The organism is Nocardiopsis sp. MT53, assembly GCF_019598965.1.
Lineage (GTDB): Bacteria > Actinomycetota > Actinomycetes > Streptosporangiales > Streptosporangiaceae > Nocardiopsis > Nocardiopsis changdeensis.
In genome coordinates this window covers 1,187,515-1,204,256 of record NZ_CP080599.1, presented here as the reverse complement: position 1 = coordinate 1,204,256, position 16,742 = coordinate 1,187,515, and the positions used below count along the sequence as shown (strand labels likewise).

Here is a 16,742-nt window from a genome sequence, read left to right as displayed (position 1 = left end):
GTGTAAGTCGATACGTCCGCTCACAGCCCGATGGTGGCCGATGCCAGGGTCACGGAGGAGGGGTTCGATGCCCGAGGCGGTCGGTGCAGTGGCCGACGACCAGCTGGACGAGATCCTGCGCGCTCTCTACCGGATGCGCGACGGGGACTTCAGTGTGCGTCTGCGCAAACGCGGCAGCGGGACGATCCGGGAGATCGCCTCGGTGTTCAACGAGGTCGTCGACCACAGCGAGCAGCTCAGCAGCGAGCTCAAGCGGGTCGGCGGGGTCGTCCGCAACGAGGGCAGGCTCAACGAGCGCATCAACGTCAACCCCTCCCGGGGCGCGTGGGCGGAGAGCGCCACCGCCCTCAACACCCTCCTGGACGAGGTGGCCGAGCCGGTCACCGACGTCGCCCGGGTCCTGGACGCGGTCGCCGCCGGCCAGCTGACCATGCGCGCCTCCACCCAGGGCAGGCGGGGCGACCTCAAGGGCGACCTGCTGCGCCTGGCCACCACCGTGAACCGGATGGCCGACCAGATGAGCGGCTTCACCCAGGAGGTCACCCGTGTGGCCCGCGAGGTGGGCACCGAGGGCAAGCTCGGCGGCAGCGCCCGCGTCGAGGGCGTCTCCGGCTCCTGGCGCGAGGTCACCGAGGCGGTCAACCAGATGGCCTCCCGCCTCACCGTGCAGGTGCGCGACATCTCGGAGGTCACCACCGCGGTCGCCCGCGGCGACCTCAGCAAGAAGATCACCATCGACGTCCAGGGCGAGATGCTGGAGCTGAAGGACACCGTCAACACGATGGTGGACCAGCTCTCCACGTTCGCCGACGAGGTCACCCGTGTGGCCCGCGAGGTGGGCACCGAGGGCAAGCTCGGCGGCCGGGCCAACGTGCGCGGCGTCCAGGGCATCTGGAAGGACCTGACCGACAACGTCAACTCCATGGCGGACAACCTCACCAACCAGGTGCGGGACATCTCCCAGGTGACGACGTCGGTGGCCCGCGGCGACCTCACCCAGAAGGTCCAGGTGGACGTCCAGGGCGAGATGCTCGCCCTCAAGAACACCGTGAACACCATGGTCGACCAGCTCGACTCCTTCGCCGACGAGGTCACCCGCGTGGCCCGCGAGGTCGGCAGCGAGGGCAAGCTGGGCGGCCGCGCGAACGTCAAGGGCGTGTCGGGCATCTGGAAGGACCTGACCGACAACGTCAACTCCATGGCCAACAGCCTCACCTACCAGGTGCGCAACATCTCGCAGGTGACGACGGCGGTGGCGGCCGGCGACCTCACCAAGAAGATCACCGTGGACGCCCAGGGCGAGATGCTGGAGCTGAAGGACACCATCAACAAGATGGTGGACCAGCTGTCCGCTTTCGCCGACGAGGTGACCCGTGTGGCCCGCGAGGTCGGCACCGAGGGCAAGCTGGCCGGCCAGGCGCACGTGCGCGACGTGTCCGGGGTCTGGAAGGACCTGACCGACAACGTCAACTCCATGGCCAACAACCTCACCTACCAGGTGCGGCAGATCTCCATGGTCACCCGCGCCGTCGCGGCCGGCGACCTCACCAAGAAGGTCACGGTCAACGCCAAGGGCGAGATCCTGGAGCTCAAGGAGACCATCAACGTGATGGTCGACCAGCTGTCGGCGTTCGCCGACGAGGTCACGCGCGTGGCCCGCGAGGTCGGCACCGAGGGCAAGCTCGGCGGCCGCGCCGACGTCAAGGGCGTCTCGGGCATGTGGAAGGACCTCACCGAGAACGTCAACTCGATGTCGCACAACCTCACCACGCAGGTGCGCAACATCTCCGAGGTCACCACCGCGGTCGCGGCCGGCGACCTCACGAAGAAGATCGACGTCAACGCCCAGGGCGAGATCCTGGAGGTGAAGACGACGGTCAACACGATGGTGGACCAGCTGTCGGCGTTCGCCACCGAGGTCACCCGCGTGGCCCACGAGGTGGGCAGCCAGGGCCAGCTGGGCGGCCAGGCCAAGGTCGAGGGCGTCTCGGGCACGTGGATGCAGCTCACCGACAGCGTCAACGGGCTGGCCGGCAACCTCACCACGCAGGTGCGCGCCATCGCCGAGGTCGCCAACGCCGTCGCCAAGGGCGACCTGACCCGCAACATCCAGGTCGACGCCCGCGGCGAGATGGAGCAGCTCAAGGACAACATCAACCTGATGGTGTCCAACCTGCGCGAGACCACCGCCACCCAGCGCGACGCCGACTGGCTCAAGTCCAACCTGGCCCGCATCTCCGGCCACATCCAGGGACACCGCGACCTGCACGAGCTGGCCCGCCTCATCATGACCGAGGTGACGCCGCTGATGAACGCCCAGCACGCCGCCTGCTACCTGCCCGAGGACATGGACGACCAGGAGGCGTTCCTGTTCTACGCCGGGTTCGGGTTCGAGCCCTCCGAGGCGCGCCGCCGCATCCGCAAGGGCGTCGGCCTGGCGGGGGAGGCCCTGGACCAGCAGATCGAGCTCGAGGTCGGCAACATCCCCGACGGCTACGTCACCATCGACTCCGGCCTGGGCGGCGCGCAGCCGCGCCACCTGTACATCCTGCCGATCGTGTCGGAGGAGCGGGCGCTGGGCGTCCTGGAGTTCGCCTCCTACGACGAGTTCCGCGAGATCCACAAGAACTTCCTGCGCCAGCTGGTCGCCCTGCTGGGCACCACGATCAACACGATCCTGGCCAACAAGCGCACCGAGGACCTGCTGGAGCAGTCCCAGCAGCTCACCAACCAGCTGCGCGAGCGCTCCAACGAGCTGCAGCGCCAGCAGGAGGAGCTGCGCAACAAGAACGCCGAGCTGCGCCAGAAGGCCACCCAGCTGGCCAACCAGAACCGGGCCATCGAGCTCCAGAACCAGCAGATCCAGCGCTCCCGCAACGCCCTGGAGGAGCGCGCCCACCAGCTCCAGGTCTCCTCCAAGTACAAGTCGGAGTTCCTGGCGAACATGTCGCACGAGCTGCGCACGCCGCTCAACAGCCTGCTGATCCTGGCCCGGTTGCTGGCCGACAACGCCGAGCAGAACCTCACCCCCAAGCAGGTGGAGTTCGCCCAGACCATCCACAAGGCGGGCAGCGACCTGCTGCTGCTCATCGACGAGATCCTCGACCTGTCCAAGGTCGAGGCGGGCCGGGCCGAGGTCTCGCCCAGCGAGGTCTCCATCGACCAGCTCGTCGACTACGTGGAGGCGACGTTCCGGCCGGTCACCAGCGACCAGGGGCTGGCGTTCGCGGTGGACGTCTCCCCGGACATCCCCGACGTCCTGTGGACCGACGAGCAGCGGCTCCAGCAGATCCTGCGCAACCTGCTGTCGAACGCGGTCAAGTTCACCCCGCAGGGCGAGGTGCGGCTGCTCATCGAGCCCGCGTGGGCGCTGGACGACGCCGACCTGGAGATGTTCGTCGAGAACGAGGAGATCATCGCGTTCACCGTCGCCGACACCGGCATCGGGATCGCCGAGGACAAGCTCCAGGTGATCTTCGAGGCGTTCCACCAGGGAGACGGCGGCACCTCCCGCCGGTTCGGCGGCACCGGGCTGGGCCTGTCCATCAGCCGCAACTTCGCCCGCCTGCTCGGCGGCGAGATCCGGGTGCAGAGCGTCCCCAACCAGGGCTCGACCTTCACCCTGCTGCTGCCGGTGCGGCTGCCCGAGGACGCCGCCGAGCGTGCCGGGGAGGACACCGGGCTGGACTCGGTGCCCGCCCTGGAGTCCGGCCGCGACGACGACTTCGGGATGCCCCCGGAGGAGTTCGACGCGGCGGTGGCGGCGCTGACCGACCCGGGCGCCGAGGCGCTGCCCGCCGTGCCCGTGCTCAAGGCGCCCGAACCCGCAGCGGAGTCGCAGGCGGCCTCCGGCGGGACCGAGCCGGAGCGGCAGGGCGAGCCCCGCACCGACCCCGAGCGCCGCGCCGTGCTGGCCGGCCGCCGGGTCCTCATCGTCGACGACGACGTGCGCAACGTGTTCGCGCTGACCAGCGCCCTGGAGGCCCAGGGCCTGGAGGTGCTGTACGCCGACAACGGCCACGAGGGCATCGCCAAGCTGGAGGCCAACGAGGACATCTCCCTCGTCCTCATGGACGTGATGATGCCCGACCTGGACGGCAACCAGACCACCGAGCGCATCCGGCAGATGCCCCAGTTCGCGGACCTGCCGATCATCTCGCTGACGGCCAAGGCCATGCAGGGCGACCGCGAGCGCAGCCTGGAGGCGGGTGCCTCCGACTACGTCACCAAGCCCGTGGACCTGGACCACCTGCTGGACGTCATGCGGCACTGGCTGACCGTCGACCCGGCGGACAGCACGCCCGGATCCGCCACCGACCCCGGGGCCGCGGCGGCGGTGGGCGCCGTGAACCGGCACAATGGCGCGGAAGGAGACAGCAGCCGCAGCAGTCTCGGGGATGACACCGGCCCCACGGGGAACACCGGCAACGACCCGACCGAAGACCTGGAGTGACCGCCGTGACCCAGAAGGCCAACATCCTCCTCGTGGACGACCGCGACGAGAACCTCATCGCGCTGGAGGCGGCCCTCACGTCCCTGGACCAGAACCTGATCCGCGCCGGATCCGGGGAGGAGGCGCTCAAACACCTTCTGGGCACGGACTTCGCGGTCATCCTGCTGGACGTGGTCATGCCGGGGATGGACGGCTTCGAGACGGCCGCGCACATCAAGCAGCGCGAGAAGACCAAGGACGTGCCGATCATCTTCCTGACGGCCCAGGAGATCGACCGGCACCAGGTCTTCCGCGGCTACGCCTCGCGCGCGGTCGACTTCCTGCTCAAGCCGTTCGACCCGTGGGTGCTGCGCTCCAAGGTGGAGGTGTTCGTCGAGCTGCACCAGCTCAAGGCGCAGATGCGCGAGCAGGCCCGCACCCTCCAGCGCGACCTGGGCCAGGAGACCGGGGAGCCCGGCAAGGTCCTGGCCGAGCAGCTCGCCCAGCGCTCCGGGCAGGTGCAGGAGGAACTGGCCGAGCTGCGCCGCCACATCGTCGACGCCTACCAGGACACCGACCAGCCGCTGGTGGACGGGGTGCGCCGGGTGGACCGCGCGTTCTCCCGCCTGTCCACCCTCATCGACACCCTCCACGGCCCCGAGGACTGACCCGGCCCGGCGCCGGGGCGCCCGCCGCCCCGGCCACCGCCGCCCGGCTACCGCGGCCGGGGCGGGAGCGCCAGGCCGATGTGCTCGCCGATCTCCTCGATCAGGCCGAGGTCGGCCAGGCGGAAGCTGCCCCGGTTGCTGCGCCGGATCAGGGTGAGCGCCCCGCGCACGCCCCGGCTGCCGCGCAGCGGCACCGACAGCAGCGAGCCGGCGCCGAGCACCGACAGCAGCGGCGCCCCCGAGGAGGCGCGGCCCAGCACGCCCTCCTCCTCGATCAGGGGGAACAGCAGCGACTGGCCCCGCCCCAGCACCTCGCCGGGGATGTCGGCGTCCTCCGGCACCGCCCCGGACACCTCCTCCCGCTGCTCGCCGGTGGCGTCGGGGGGACCGGCCACCACGGCGCGGCGCGGCGCCCGCGGGTCCGGCAGGTCGCACACGTCCACGATCACCCAGTCGGCGTAGGAGTCGGCGAGCAGCTCGGCGGCGTCGGCCAGCGCCAGCGGCTTCCCGGCCCCGCCCGGGCCGGCCGAGCGCAGCAGCAGCCGGGTCATCCGGGTGAGCACGTCCAGCCTGCGCGCGGCCAGCACCACCACCTGGTCCTCCACCTCCGGCTCCAGCGGGGCGGGGCCCTCCTCCTCGCCGCCGTTCATCGGCGGCGACATCGCCACCAGGACCAGCGGGTTCGGCTCGGTGGGCAGCTCCACCCGGGTCAGGGTGAGGTGCACGTCCTCGGCCCAGCCGCGCTGGGCCAGCCGGGACTCCAGGTCGGCGTCGCCGTCCCCGCGCACCACCGCCGCCAGCCACGACCGCATCGCGGCCCGCCGCCGCAGGTCCACGAAGTGCACGAACGGCTTGCCGGTCAGGTACCCGGGGCCGCTGCCCAGCCGGGTCGCGCCGGCGTGGTTGATCCGCCGGATGTACCCCTCGTGGTCGAGCAGCACCACCGGCACGCTCAGCTCGGTGAACATGGCCCGCAGCAGCGCCCGGTCGCCGTCGTCGCCCTGGCGGCGCTGTTCGGGCGGTTCGGCGTGCGCCTGCGCCAGTTGGCCGCCGGCCTCGCCGAGCAGGCGCTCGGCGTACTCCAGCTCGGCGAGCGCGGCCTCGGCCGTGCTCTGCCCGTCGTCCGGGTACATGGTGTGCGTATCGCGCAGGGCCGCGATGCGCTCGCCCAGAGCGGTGATCTCTCGTTGCAGCTCCGCCAGGTGCACGCGGGCACTCCCTGTCGTCGCGGTCGGCCATGACCATCACGACGCTAACGGATGTGCCCTCCCGCGGCGGCACGGGGCTACCGTGGTCCTGGGAGAAGCAAGGAGGCCGGATCGTGTGGATCGAGCGCCTGGCCCGCGACATCGGCGCGCTGGGGCACAGCGAGGGCACGACCCTCGAACGCGCTCTGGACCAGATGGGCCGGTCCGCCGCGCTCGGCGTGCCGGGGTGCTCGGCGGCGCTGGTGGTGGTCTGGCGGGAGGTGGCGGGGCCCGACGGCTCGGTGCGCCACGTCGTCGTCGACTACGGCGCCTCCCACGCCGACCTGGCCGCGGCCTTCGAGCACCAGTACACCACCGACCAGGGCCCGGCCGTGGAGGCGGTGCGCGAGATGCGCCAGGTGCGGGTGGGCGACGTGCTGCGCGAGTCCCACCGCTGGCCGCGCTACACCAGCATGGCCGTGCAGTGCGGGGACCGCTCCTCCCTCACCCTGCCCAGCCCGCTGCCCGGCGACGGCGCCGACGCGGACCGGGTGGTCACGTTCGGGGTGCACTCCGTGCGCCCGGACGCCTTCGACGAGGGTGTGGTCGCCCCGCTGACCGCGCTGCTCGCCGAGCACGCCGCCGCGTCGCTGGCCAACGTGGGGCGGCGCACCGACGAGGCGCGCCAGAGCGCGCACATGCGCCGCGCCATGTCCGCGCGCACCGTCATCGACCAGGCCAAGGGCATCATCATGCACGCCCGGGGCTGCGACGCCGACACCGCTTTCGCGGCGCTGCGCGAGGTCGCCCAGCGCAACCGCAAGCGGGTCGTGGACGTCGCCCGCGACCTCGTGGCCGAGAACGCGGGCGCCAGGCCCTCCGCCCCCTCGGGTGGGTGAGCCGGGGGCCCGGAGCGGTGTCCCGAACCCTCCGCGGGGGCGGACGAGTCCCGAGCGTGATCGAAAGACGCCATGATGGGCAGGGGCCGGGTGCCGTGACCGGCCGATCCGACGGCAAGGAGTGGCGAGCGTGACGTCATCAGACATCTCGATCCGTCGCGAGGACGGGATCGTCGTCGTGACCCCCGTGGGGGAGATGGACGCGGTGACCTCGCCCGCGCTCGCCGAGGTGCTGGACGGGATCCTGTCGCCGGACCCGCCGCACGGAGTGGTCGTCGACTTCACCAAGGTCGGGTTCTGCGACTCCCGGTGCATCGGAGTCCTGGTCGCCGCCTACCGCCAGGCCCGCGACCTGGGGCTGGGCCTGGTGGTCGCCGAACCGCAGCGCCAGGTGATGCGCCTGTTCATGATCGCCGGGATCGACCAGGTCATCCCGATCGCCGAGACCGTCGACGGGGCCGTCGAGGACCTCCAGGACTGAGGACCTCCCTCAGCGGACGCCCTCGCGGTCCTTCTCCCCCCACGCCCCGTCGAGCGGGACGTCCTCCACCCGGTCGTCCAGGAAGTGCAGGCGCACCGACGACCCCTCGCCGCGGCCGGTGATCTCCAGGAAGTCGCAGATCTGCCGGGTGATCCACAGCCCGTAGCCCCGGGGGCGCAGCCCGTCCGAGGGCCGGTAGCCGGTCAGCGGGTCGGTCGGCCCGCCGCGTTCGTCGGAGACGTCGCACACCCAGCGGTCCCCGGTCCGCCACACCCGCACGCCGCCCTTGCCCGCGCCGTGTTCCAGCACGTTCGCGGCCAGCTCGTTGACCGCCGTCACCAGGCGCTCCACCTGGTCGGCGTCCATCCCCTCGGCCTCGCCCAGCGCGGTCAGCTCCCGGCGCAGGCGCGGCAGCGACGGGCCGATCTCCAGCCGGTGGACGGCCCCGTGCACCGGGAGCGGCTCCGGGGCGCGCGGCCGCGCGCCGAACGCGGCCGTCCCCTGGTACGACGGGTTCGGGTACGGCCCGTCGGCGCCGATGAGCACCGGGTGGGTGGCGAGCACCGCGGCCCGGTCGCGGGGCGTCAGCGCGCGCTCGTCGTGCGCGCACACCAGGCGCATCCGAACGGGGGCCAGGGCCGTGCACAGCACCGACTCCCAGCGCCGCCACTCACGGGTCTCCAGGGCCCCGCGGACGGCCGGGGGCTCGGCGATGACGAGGACGCCCTCCGGGTGCGCCGAGGCGAGCCGGTGCAGCGCCGCCAGGGCGCGCCCGGGGGAGGCGTACAGGCGGGCGCGGTCCACGGCGCGCACGCGCGCGCGGGCGTCCTCCGGCAGCGCGGACAGCAGCGCGCCGGCGCGCTCGTCGGAGACGGCGAGGACGGTGCGGGCGTCCCCGGCGTCGCGGAGCAGCCCGGTCACCGTCTCGCGGAACCACCGGTCGCGGCGGAAGAGGAGGCCCTGGTGTTCGAAGGTCATGGATCCGTGGTCGGCGGGTCGGGGGTCACGGCTCCCGGGCGCGGGAACCGCCGTCCGAGGTGTACCCGCTGCGGCCCCCCGGGGAGAACACCGGGGGGCCGGTAACGCGGACACGGAGCGAGACGGGCCACGAGGGTCAGTGCGCGGCGGCGGACAGCACGAGGCCGTCCGCTTCCCCGTCGAGTTCGTCGCGCTCGGCAGGACGGGGCCGGGCGCGGTCGTAGGCGATCTCGGTCTCGATCGCGATCCGTTGCCAGGTGAACCGGGAACGGGCTCGGTCCACCGCGGCGATGCCGTACGCGGTGCTCATGGTGGGGGTGCCGAGCACCGAGCGCACGGCCCGGGCGACCTCGTCGGGGTGGCCGAACCGCATCAGTACGCCGCTGGTGCGGTGCAGGACCGCGCCGGGGACGGCCCCGGTCGCGGTGGCCACCACGGGCAGGCCGCACGCCATGGCCTCCAGGACGGCCCCTCCGTAGGGGTCGTAGGAGGAGGCGGACACGTACACGTCCGCCGAGCGCAGCAGGCGCGGGAGCTCCTTGCGCTCCACCGGGCCGACCAGGTGCAGGCGGTCGTCGACGCCCGCCTCCTTGGCCCGGAGTTCGAGTCGTCGGGCGTCCTCGTCCAGGGAGACGTTCGTGTGGGCGGTGGTGGAGACCAGCAGCAGCTCGGCCTCGGGGAGCCGCAGCAGGGAGTCCACCAGGCGCTCGGCTCCGCCGGCGCGGTCCGGGGAGGTGACCGCCACCAGACGGGGGCGCTCGCCGCGCGAGGACCGCCAGTGCTCGGAGGAGGTGCCGCCCTCCACGGTGAAGTGGTCGGTGTCCACGCCGAACGGCACGACGCTCACGTGGTGGCGGGGCACGCCCAGGCGGGCCAGCTCGTTCTGCTGGTCGGTGGAGCCGACCAGCACGCGGTCGGCGCGGGACGCCAGGATGGACTCCATCCGGGCGCGCTGGGGGTCGCTGTCCAGGCCGGAGCGCTGCTCCCCGGCGTTGAGCGAGTGGAAGGTCTGCACCAGGGGGATCGAGCTCTGGTCGCGCTCGCTGTGCGCCTGGGCGTGCAGGGCGGCCAGGCCGCTGGTCCAGCCGATGGCGTGCAGGACGTCGGGACGGTCCTCGTCGAGGACGGCGGCGAGGGCGGTCCCGAACGCGCCGGTGTGCTCGGCGTGCTCCTGCTCGTGCAGCGGCCTGGCCGGGCCCGCGTCGAGGTGGGTCACGGAGACGCCGCGCGCCATCCGGGTGCGCCCCTCGGGCTGGTCCGGGTCGCTGCGGCGGACGTAGACGGTGACCTTGTGGCCGCGTTTGGCCAGCTGTCGGGTGAGGGCGCACAGGTGCAGGCTCGCGGGGCAGGCCGGTTCGCCCCGGTGGGCGGGGAGAGGATTGGCGTGTTCGGCGATCATCGCGATCTTCACGAGGCTGAACTCCTAGGCGAGGGCGGGTGCCCGTCGGGATGCCCGGGGGACTCCGGAGCGGGGTCGGAGTCCCCCGGGACGGGCGGATGGTTCGAAAGGGCGGTCGGCTCACCGTCGGCGGGCACGCCGAAGGAGGGCGCCCGGCGGTGGATGCCCGACGGCCCGGGGGACGGGTGCGGGACACCCGTCGCAGGGAAGGGGGGAAAGGGAAAGAGAAAGGAAGGAGAAGGGCAGACGCACGGGAACCACACCAGACGACCTGTTCGAAGGGATACCGTTCGCCACCGTGCGTGACCGTATGTGGATGCACAGTGGTGGTCGTGTGTGTCTGCGTCTTAGACACCCAACGAGGTCATTGTGCCAGACTCCGCCGCCGGGGACAACCGGAGGAGGGCTCCCGGCCGCTGTCGGACACCGCGAACCGAAGGATCGCGGCCGCCCGTGAAGCAGGGTACGGGGGGCCCTGCCGGACACCCGCCGCGGCCGCTACTGTCAATGCGGAGCAACACGTACTCCGGGCAGCGCTTTCGGCACTCGAATCCCGTGCTGGAACTGCATATCCGGGTGTTTTCCGTCATGATGTACCCGGATTTTGACCTACCCCGGCAGTGGCTCGGTACGGTTGCAGAATCCAGACGTTGAACGGGATTCGACCAAGGGTCCGGCGCACGAGTCGGGCAGCGGCCACGGCCGACGAAACGGGAGGAAGGGCGTATGGGTGTCGCTGGTGGGGAAGTCATCGTCACGGCCCTCACGCACCGGGGCGCTATCCGTCCCGCCAACGAGGACGCCATCGTCATGGGGGCCCTGACCGTCGCCAGTGCGAACATGACCTCTCCGGTCCGCTGCGTGCTGCCGGTGAGCGAACCCGTCATCCTGGCGGTCGCCGACGGCATCGGCGGCCAGGCGGCCGGTGAGATCGCCTCCGAGCACGCCGTGCACCGCATGGCGGAGATGGGGCCGCGGCTCGGCGGCCCGGACGAGATCGCCCAGCTGCTGAGCAACATCGACGAGGAGATCAAGGACCACGCGCTCCAGCACACCGAGTTCGCCGGGATGGGGACCACCGTCGCGGGCGTGCTGCTCAACAGCGACGGCAACTTCTGGTTCAACGTCGGCGACTCCCGCACCTACCGCCTGGACGGGCGCCGCCTGGTGCAGCTCTCCGAGGACGACTCCCCGGCGCTGCCCCCCTCCGAGGACGGCCGCCCCGTCACCACCAACTTCATCACCCAGTCCCTGGGCGGGAGCTCGGGCGGCAGCATGGTCCCGCACGTGGGCCGCGACGACGCCGCCGACCCCAGCGCCTGGCTGATGTGCAGCGACGGCCTCTCCGACCTGGTGCTCCCGGAGGAGATGGAGCGGATGATCGCCGAGGCCGGCAGCGACGAGGCCGCCGTTCACGCCCTGTGGCAGGCCGCCATGGAGGCGGGCGGCAAGGACAACATCAGCATCCTGCTCGCCCGCCGCGTCTGACGGCCGCCGCCCCGTATCCCGCAACGCCGGAAGGGCCCGCACACCGATCGGTGTGCGGGCCCTTCCGGTTCCGGCCCCTACTGGGTAGAGGAGCCCTTGCGCAGGCGCAGGGCGACCACCGCGACGGCGGCGATCGCGATCACTCCCACCGCGACGATGGCGATGAGGCCCACCGGCAGGGAGCTCCCGCCCTCGTCCTCGGCCGCGGCCTCGGAGGCCTCGACCTCGGCGGGGGACTCCTCCGCGGCGGACGCGCCGGCGTCCTCGGCCGGCTCCGCGGACTCCTCCGCCGGGGCGGCGGCCGTGACGGCCTCCTCGGTCGCAGTGAAGGTCAGGCTGCCCTGGATCGGGTGGCCGTCGGAGGACACCACCCGGTACCCGATCGTGTACTCGCCCGCCTCGTCCAGCGGCGACAGGCCCACGGACACGTCCAGCCCGTCGAACACCAGGTCGCCGTCCTCGTAGGTGGTCTCCCCGTCCGGGCCGGTGACGACCACGGCGCTGCCGGAGCCGCCCTCCATGGGCGCGTTGTTGAACGAGAGCACGACCTCCTCGGGAGCGGTGTCCAGGGTCGCGCCGTCCTCCGGGTTCGACCCGGTCAGGACGTCGTGGGCGAGCGCGGGCGCGGGCGCCGCGACCAGGGCGGCGGCCAGAACGGCGGCCGGGACCAGGGCGCGCCGCAGGGGGGAGGTGTGGTTGCGGGTCATTCTTCTCTTCTTCTCTCGGGCTCGTTCCGCACCGGGGCGGCCGCACGGCGGCGCCTGCCGGTCTCGTCTCCCAGGCCGCCCGGAGTCCGGGGGACGCGGGGTCCCGGGACTCGTGCGGCGGGGGAGGGGCGGGCGGGCCGCGCGGCGGGTGCGCCGTGAGCGCGGGCGCGGCCGGCGCCGCCGCGGGAGCGGGCGCGACGGCCGCGGGAGCGGGGGGAAGGGAGAGGTCGCGGGCGCTCGCCGGGGGCAGCGCGCGCGAGAGCAGGGCGGCCAGGAACCACAGCGCCGCCTCCCCGCGCGCCAGCAGCGCCGATGCCAGCAGCGCCGCCCACAGGTGCGCCAGCAGCATGCCGGGGGCGAGGCCGAAGGCGTGCGCGAGCACCCCGTGGCCGGAATGGTCGGCGCCGGTGTCGAAGGTCGCGAAGGCGGGGTCGGCCGACCCCTGGAGGATCAGGTGCAGGACGACCTGGGCGCAGGACATGACGGCGAGGATCTCGCCGAAGCCGCGCATCATGCGGGTGAAGTGCCACAGCACGGGGGTGAGGAAGGCGGTCGCCAGGGCGAACCCGGCCGCCCCCGCGGGCTCGGCGGCCCACAGGTTGTGTCCGACCCAGGCGAGCCCCGTGCACGCACCGGCCAGGGAGGCCGTGCGCAGCAGACGGAGTGTGCCATGGGCGGGTCGCACGTGAGAAAACCTAGATCCTGTCCGATTCGCCCGCAAGGGCACGACGGGCCGCCGGATGCGATCCCCCGCGCATCCGGCGGCCTCCCCGTCGTGGGACGGGTCCTTCTTCCCGGGCCGGTCTCAGACCGCGGGGGCCAACTCGCGGCGCATGTAGCGCCGCTCCTCCGGGGTGGTCCCACCCCAGACTCCGTGGGCCTCCCCGGATCGCAGCGCCCACCGCAGGCATTCCGGGCGAACAGTACAGCTGCGGCAGACGGCGAGGGCCTGCTCGGTATCGGCCCTGCCGATACCGGTGGAGCTCACCGGGAAGAAGATCTCGGGGTCGTACGCACGGCAACGTCCCTGCGTGACCCAGTCCTCGCTCTCGTGGTACAGGCGGTTCACGGGCGCCTCCGATCCGTGGCTGTCGGTCCGTGGCCGGTGGCCCGCGCCGTGTCCTCCACGGCCGGGTCGGCGGAAGTCTCGCGCCGTGCCGCGGCTCCGAAGGTCGGAGCACCGGGACGGCCGTAGGGTGTCCGGCCGCTCCGGAACTGCGGCGAAGCGATGCGACTAAGTGTAGTACTACATCGGGTCGTACTACAGGGGGTCTTCCTGGAACTCCGCCGTTTCTCCAGGGACCTTGGTCGGATTCCGGGGCGCACGGGGCCCGGCGGCGGCCGGGGCCGGGTCACGGCCGGGTCGCGGCGGCCCCGTTCCGGTGCCGGGGCGAACCCCCTGCGCAGAGCGGCTTTCTCCGACCCCGGGACGGCCTCCGTGACATCCGCGTTACGGGGGCGTGACATCCGGGCGTCGCCTCCCCTGTGTCGGGAAGACGTTATGTCGCGAGGTTTCCACCGAATTGATGTGACTTAACGCACGCTTAATATTGCTCGTCCAGGCTCTATGTTTGACCCTGACGGCCACCACGCGCATTCTTCCGCCCGCGGCGCCCCGGCACGGCGCCGACACGCGGCCGCCGCGCGGAGGTGGTACCGAATCCCCTGCTGGGCGGCGTGTGCGCCGACTTTGCGCGCTCCACCGCGCGGTCCGCGAAAGCCCTGGTCACGGCCTTGGAATCGGGCTAAAGAAACAAGCCCTACCCGGTCGCCTTTCGATGAAACATCCGCGGCGGACCATCTCGTCATCCCATTGACTTTCGTTCGCTAGTTTCAATCGACGTGCCGCATCTACGAACGAATCTCCAAGCCCGCGACCGAACCGACGAGGGAGCGCACGGCTCCGCGCAGAGCGCCGGGGCCGCGGGCCGTGGGGACGTGCGCCTGGCACATCCCGGCCCCGAGGACGGCCCGCACCTGTGGGCCCTGGCGCGGGAGGCGGGGATGGACGTCAACTCCCCGTACGCCTACGCCCTCTGGTGCCGGGATTTCGCCGCGACCAGCGTCGTCGCCCGCGACGAGGCCGGTCGTCCCATCGCCTACGTCACCGGTTACGTGCGACCTGACAGCCCGGACACCTATTTCCTCTGGCAGGTCGCCGTGGACCCGGCCCACCGGGGCCGCCGACTGGCCCGACTCATGCTCGACTTCATCGGTGACCGGATCGTCGAACGGGGCATCGACCACCTGGAGGCGACCGTCACCCCGGACAACACCGCGTCGCGAGCGCTCTTCGCATCGTTCGCGCGCGACCGCCGGGCCCGGATCACATGGTCCGCACTCTTCTCCGAGGAGCACTTCCCGAAGGAGAATGGAGACTCACACGAGCCCGAAGACCTCGTGCGCATCGGACCCCTGGGTCTCCCCGACGAAGCACACGTGTGACCGGCCATCCGCACCGCGTCGACCAACCCATCGAGCGGCCACGCCATGAGCCCACGAACCTGGGGAAAGGAACCGAGGAACCCACGATGGAGACCTTCGAGCGCCTGGAATCCGAAGTCCGCGGATACTGCCGGAACTGGCCGGCGGTCTTCGACCGGGCCGTCGGAAGCCACGTCTACGACGAGTCGGGCCGTCCCTACCTGGACTTCTTCGCGGGAGCCGGATCGCTCAACTACGGGCACAACAACCCGGAGCTGAAGACCGCGCTCATCCGCTACCTCACCGAGGACCGCATCGTCCACAGCCTGGACGCCTACAGCGTCGCCAAACGCGACTTCCTCGCGACCTTCGAGGAGGTCGTACTCCGGCCGCGCGGCCTGGACTACAAGGTCCAGTTCCCCGGCCCGGCGGGCAACAACGCCGTCGAGGCCGCGCTCAAACTGGCCCGCAAGTACACCGGCCGCGAGACGATCGTCAACTTCACCAACGGCTTCCACGGCATGACCCTGGGGGCCCTGGCCGTCACCGGGAACTCGATGAAGCGCGGCGGCGCGGGCGTGCCGCTGGGCCACGTGGCCACCATGCCGTTCGACAACTACATGGACGGGCGCACCCCGGACTTCCTGTGGCTGCGCAGCCTGCTGGAGGACAGCGGCAGCGGCCTGGACAAGCCCGCCGCGGTGATCGTCGAGACCATCCAGGGCGAGGGCGGCATCAACGTGGCCGGCGCCCAGTGGCTGCGCGAGCTCTCGGAGCTGTGCCGCGAGCACGACATGCTCATGATCGTCGACGACATCCAGATGGGCTGCGGGCGCACCGGCGACTTCTTCAGCTTCGAAGAGGCCGGCATCGTTCCGGACATCGTCACCCTGTCGAAGTCCATCAGCGGTTACGGTCTCCCCATGGCCCTGACGCTGTTCAAGCGCGAGCTCGACGTCTGGGAGCCCGGGGAGCACAACGGCACCTTCCGCGGCTTCAACCCGGCCATGGTCACCGGCACCGAGGCGCTGCGCCGCTTCTGGACGGACGACGCCTTCAGCGCCGCGACCAAGGCCAAGGGCGACCTCGTGGCCGCCCGCCTGGACGAGATGGCCGCCGAGCACGTCGACCTGGGCGCGCACGTGCGCGGCCGGGGCCTGGCCCGGGGGCTGGCGTTCACCGACACCTCCGTGGCCAAGCGGGTCGCCGCCGAGTCCTTCGAGCGCGGCCTGCTGCTGGAGACCTCCGGTCCCGAGGACGAGGTCGCCAAGCTCCTGCCCCCGCTCACCATGACGGAGGAGGAGCTGACGGCGGGCCTGGACATCATGGCCGACGCGGCGCGCGCCGCCGTCAAGGTCGCCCAGCCCGCCTGACACACGGACACCGCTCGGGGCCGGTCGGCCGCCCGTGGGGGTGGCCGGCCGGCCCCGTGCCGTACACGACAGCCATGTGCGCACCCGAGCGCACCGATGAGGAGGAATCCCGTGATCGTTCGCAGCCTGGACGAGATCACCGACACCGAGGCGGACATCAAGACGGAGAACTGGCGCAGTCGACGCATCGTCCTGGCCAAGGAGAAGGTCGGTTTCTCCTTCCACGAGACCGTGCTCTACGCCGGTACCGAGTCGACGTTCTGGTACGCCAACCACGTCGAGCTGGTCCACTGCATCGAGGGCGAGGCCGAGTTGACCAACGAGGAGACGGGGGAGAAGCACATCATCACCCCCGGCACCCTCTACCTCCTCAACGGCCACGAGCGGCACACCGTCCGCCCCAAGACCGACTTCCGGGTGCTGTGCGTGTTCAACCCGCCGGTGACCGGCCGCGAGGTCCACGATGAGAACGGCGTCTACCCGCTGGTCGTGGAAACGGACTGACCGGGCCCTCCCTGAGGAGAGGCCCCCGCGGGAGCGGTCCCGGGTCAGCCCGGGACCGCTCCCGCTTTCCGTCACCCGGGGTGACGGATGTACTGCGACGGGGTAGATACCGGTGCATCCGCGGTCGTTGTACCGCCCATTGAATAACCAGTACATAACGGACCACCCGGGGGTCGTTACCTCCGGAGGGCCTCGGGGAGGG

At 71.8% G+C, this 16,742-nt stretch carries 13 protein-coding genes; 8 read left to right on the top strand and 5 right to left on the bottom strand.

The annotated features are described in order from the left end of the window. Positions 1 to 67 precede the first annotated feature (67 nt). The gene (locus K1J57_RS05055; protein WP_220563316.1) at positions 68 to 4,453 is read left to right on the top strand and encodes a HAMP domain-containing protein; all 4,386 of its coding nucleotides are present in this window, start codon (positions 68 to 70) and stop codon (positions 4,451 to 4,453) included. Between the two features lie 5 nt (positions 4,454 to 4,458). After that, on the top strand, positions 4,459 to 5,100 hold the full coding sequence (locus K1J57_RS05050) for a two-component system response regulator (protein WP_220565350.1): 642 nt from the start codon (positions 4,459 to 4,461) through the stop codon (positions 5,098 to 5,100). Between the two features lie 47 nt (positions 5,101 to 5,147). Here the strand turns inward: K1J57_RS05050 and K1J57_RS05045 are convergent, their stop codons facing one another. Continuing rightward, a complete protein-coding gene (locus K1J57_RS05045; protein ID WP_255647118.1) occupies positions 5,148 to 6,233 on the bottom strand; it encodes a GAF domain-containing protein in 1,086 nt (361 codons plus the stop codon). Between the two features lie 188 nt (positions 6,234 to 6,421). On the opposite strand from K1J57_RS05045, the gene K1J57_RS05040 reads away from it, so the two are divergent. Next, on the top strand, positions 6,422 to 7,186 hold the full coding sequence (locus K1J57_RS05040) for an ANTAR domain-containing response regulator (RefSeq protein ID WP_220563314.1): 765 nt from the start codon (positions 6,422 to 6,424) through the stop codon (positions 7,184 to 7,186). Between the two features lie 196 nt (positions 7,187 to 7,382). After that, a complete protein-coding gene (locus tag K1J57_RS05035; protein ID WP_255647117.1) occupies positions 7,383 to 7,667 on the top strand; it encodes an STAS domain-containing protein in 285 nt (94 codons plus the stop codon). 9 nt (positions 7,668 to 7,676) lie between these two features. On the opposite strand, the gene K1J57_RS05030 is transcribed toward K1J57_RS05035, so the two are convergent. Together K1J57_RS05030 and K1J57_RS05025 are read right to left on the bottom strand one after the other, a co-directional pair. Next, positions 7,677 to 8,645, bottom strand: coding sequence for an anti-sigma factor RsbA family regulatory protein (locus K1J57_RS05030; protein WP_220563312.1), 969 nt, complete (start codon positions 8,643 to 8,645; stop codon positions 7,677 to 7,679). Positions 8,646 to 8,781: 136 nt separating this feature from the next. After that, complete coding sequence (locus K1J57_RS05025; RefSeq protein WP_220563311.1) at positions 8,782 to 10,056, bottom strand: glycosyltransferase; 1,275 nt, start codon at positions 10,054 to 10,056, stop codon at positions 8,782 to 8,784. Positions 10,057 to 10,770: 714 nt separating this feature from the next. On the opposite strand from K1J57_RS05025, the gene K1J57_RS05020 reads away from it, so the two are divergent. Then, a complete protein-coding gene (locus tag K1J57_RS05020; RefSeq protein WP_220563310.1) occupies positions 10,771 to 11,532 on the top strand; it encodes a PP2C family serine/threonine-protein phosphatase in 762 nt (253 codons plus the stop codon). A gap of 77 nt (positions 11,533 to 11,609) precedes the next feature. On the opposite strand, the gene K1J57_RS05015 is transcribed toward K1J57_RS05020, so the two are convergent. Continuing rightward, positions 11,610 to 12,239, bottom strand: coding sequence for a copper resistance CopC family protein (locus K1J57_RS05015; protein ID WP_220563309.1), 630 nt, complete (start codon positions 12,237 to 12,239; stop codon positions 11,610 to 11,612). Positions 12,240 to 13,044: 805 nt separating this feature from the next. Beyond that, positions 13,045 to 13,308 (bottom strand): WhiB family transcriptional regulator, encoded by a 264-nt coding sequence (locus tag K1J57_RS05010; RefSeq protein ID WP_220563308.1) that lies wholly within the window; start codon positions 13,306 to 13,308, stop codon positions 13,045 to 13,047. Positions 13,309 to 14,216: 908 nt separating this feature from the next. Between K1J57_RS05010 and ectA the strand changes: the two genes are divergently transcribed. The 3 genes from ectA to K1J57_RS04995 all read left to right on the top strand — a co-directional run bounded on the left by ectA (position 14,217) and on the right by K1J57_RS04995 (position 16,540). Continuing rightward, positions 14,217 to 14,684 carry a diaminobutyrate acetyltransferase gene (ectA, locus tag K1J57_RS05005; RefSeq protein ID WP_255647116.1) on the top strand — a complete coding sequence of 156 codons (468 nt, stop codon included), beginning with the start codon at positions 14,217 to 14,219 and terminating at the stop codon, positions 14,682 to 14,684. An 86-nt stretch (positions 14,685 to 14,770) separates the two neighbouring features. Continuing rightward, on the top strand, positions 14,771 to 16,036 hold the full coding sequence (gene ectB, locus K1J57_RS05000) for a diaminobutyrate--2-oxoglutarate transaminase (protein WP_220563306.1): 1,266 nt from the start codon (positions 14,771 to 14,773) through the stop codon (positions 16,034 to 16,036). Positions 16,037 to 16,147: 111 nt separating this feature from the next. Further along, the gene (locus K1J57_RS04995; protein WP_220563305.1) at positions 16,148 to 16,540 is read left to right on the top strand and encodes an ectoine synthase; all 393 of its coding nucleotides are present in this window, start codon (positions 16,148 to 16,150) and stop codon (positions 16,538 to 16,540) included. Positions 16,541 to 16,742 lie beyond the last annotated feature (202 nt).

Bases quoted from the DNA above. Each gene is read 5' to 3' on its own strand.
- K1J57_RS05045 (WP_255647118.1), bottom strand. From the start codon at position 6,233: ATGTACCCGGACGACGGGCAGAGCACGGCCGAGGCCGCGCTCGCCGAG.
- K1J57_RS05055 (WP_220563316.1), top strand. From the start codon at position 68: ATGCCCGAGGCGGTCGGTGCAGTGGCCGACGACCAGCTGGACGAGATC.
- K1J57_RS05020 (WP_220563310.1), top strand. From the start codon at position 10,771: ATGGGTGTCGCTGGTGGGGAAGTCATCGTCACGGCCCTCACGCACCGG.
- ectB (WP_220563306.1), top strand. From the start codon at position 14,771: ATGGAGACCTTCGAGCGCCTGGAATCCGAAGTCCGCGGATACTGCCGG.
- K1J57_RS05030 (WP_220563312.1), bottom strand. From the start codon at position 8,645: ATGACCTTCGAACACCAGGGCCTCCTCTTCCGCCGCGACCGGTGGTTC.
- K1J57_RS05035 (WP_255647117.1), top strand. From the start codon at position 7,383: ATGGACGCGGTGACCTCGCCCGCGCTCGCCGAGGTGCTGGACGGGATC.
- K1J57_RS05015 (WP_220563309.1), bottom strand. From the start codon at position 12,239: ATGACCCGCAACCACACCTCCCCCCTGCGGCGCGCCCTGGTCCCGGCC.